Genomic DNA, 1,047 nt, shown 5'->3' with positions numbered 1-1,047 from the left:
GCTCAAGGAGTACTTCGCCTCGCTGCCCAGGGCCCGCTCATTCGGCAACGCCCGCCTGGCCCGCCAGGTCGTCGAGTCGATGGTCACCCGCCAGGCGGGACGGCTCAGTTCGCTCGTCGCGCCCACCCTGGACGACCTGCGCATCCTCCTCCCCGCGGACGTGGCCGCGGCGACGCCGAAGGCGGCTCCCCGATGAAGGCGTCAGCCCGCGGGACCGCCCGCCTGCTGTCCGGCGTCGGCTGCGTCGCCGCCCTGCTGCTGCCCGCCGCCGTCCCGGCCCGGGCTGTACCGCTGTCGCAGGTGCCGACGGCCGACGGCAAGAAGGGCCAGGAACTGCCCGGCATGCCCTCCGCGCTCGACGCGGACGCCGCCTGCACCCCGGCCTCCCGTGAGAAGGCCAAGAAGCAGGACTGGTCGCGCCAGCGCCTCGACCTGGACCGGCTGCACGGGTACAGCGTCGGCGCGGGAGTGACCGTCGCCCTGATCGACACCGGTGTGGAGACCGGCGCCGCCGGACTCGACGGCCGGGTCAGCGCCCAGGGCGCGGCCGGTGACGACTGCGTCGGGCACGGCACCTTCCTCGCCGGACTCATCGCCGGGACCGGCGGAAGCGGCGCACGCCTGACCGGCGCCGCCCCCGGTGCGAAGATCCTGGCCCTACGCGGCACCGACCAGCGCGGACAGGCGAACGCCGACCTGGTCGTTGCGGCACTGCGCGAGGCGACCGAGGCAGGGGCCGAAGTGATCGCGGTCGCGGTCGCCCTGCCGCGCCGCGACGCGGAGCTGACCCGTGCGGTCGCCGAAGCCCGCCGGAAGGGGGCCGTGGTGGTCGCCGCGGCCACCCCTGACCCGCCCCGGACCGGCACCGACGAGATTCCGGCGCGGCTCTACTGGCCGGCCGGTGAACCCGGCGTGCTGTCGGTCGCCGACATGCTTCCCGGCGGGGTCCGCCCGGACGACGCGCTGCGGACCGCCGCCATCGACCTGGTGGCACCCGGCGCCGGGGTGGTCTCCGGCGGGCCGCGCGGCGACGGCCACTACCTCGGG

2 protein-coding genes are annotated in these 1,047 nt (G+C 76.4%); both read left to right on the top strand.

Going from position 1 to position 1,047, the window contains the following annotated elements:
* Positions 1-196: hypothetical protein (locus O3Q52_RS53470; RefSeq protein WP_269655599.1), on the top strand; the 196-nt coding region annotated here is incomplete at its 5' end.
* The coding region (locus O3Q52_RS53465) for a S8 family serine peptidase (RefSeq protein ID WP_269655598.1) at positions 193-1,047 on the top strand (855 nt) is incomplete at its 3' end. The genes O3Q52_RS53470 and O3Q52_RS53465, both read left to right, overlap by 4 nt.

Origin of the sequence: Streptomyces sp. ActVer (assembly GCF_027270795.1) — a bacterium.
Taxonomy (GTDB): Bacteria; Actinomycetota; Actinomycetes; order Streptomycetales; family Streptomycetaceae; genus Streptomyces; species Streptomyces umbrinus_A.
Note: the sequence above shows the minus strand (reverse complement) of the source record. Positions and strands in the feature narration are given on the sequence as shown.